General features: G+C 64.7%; 1 pseudogene. It reads left to right on the top strand.

Annotated features, from left to right (window positions below):
* Positions 1-236: pseudogene (locus C3Z11_RS00030) on the top strand (TRAP transporter small permease); the annotation flags it as partial.
* Between the last annotated feature and the right edge of the window lie 19 nt (positions 237-255).

The following is a 255-nucleotide window of genomic DNA, read 5'->3' as shown; positions in this document are numbered from 1 at the left end:
AGGCGCGTGTCGCTGGGGTCTACCTGCTGATCTTCGCCGCGACGGGCGTGGTGATTGCGCTGGGCATCGTCGACGAGGCCCATTCGGCGGCCGAGTTCGGTGAGGTCACCCAGGACCTCGCCCTGCCCAAGGCCCCGCTCTATTACGTGGCGGTGGCGCTGTTTATTCTTTTTGCCTTGCGCAGCGCCATCCACGGCCTGCAGGGCCTGATTCAGGGAGTGTCCCATGACGCCTGAAATGATCGGCTTCGTCGGC

Origin of the sequence: Phytohalomonas tamaricis (assembly GCF_003012345.1) — a bacterium.
Lineage (GTDB): Bacteria > Pseudomonadota > Gammaproteobacteria > Pseudomonadales > Halomonadaceae > Phytohalomonas > Phytohalomonas tamaricis.
Note: the sequence above shows the minus strand (reverse complement) of the source record. Positions and strands in the feature narration are given on the sequence as shown.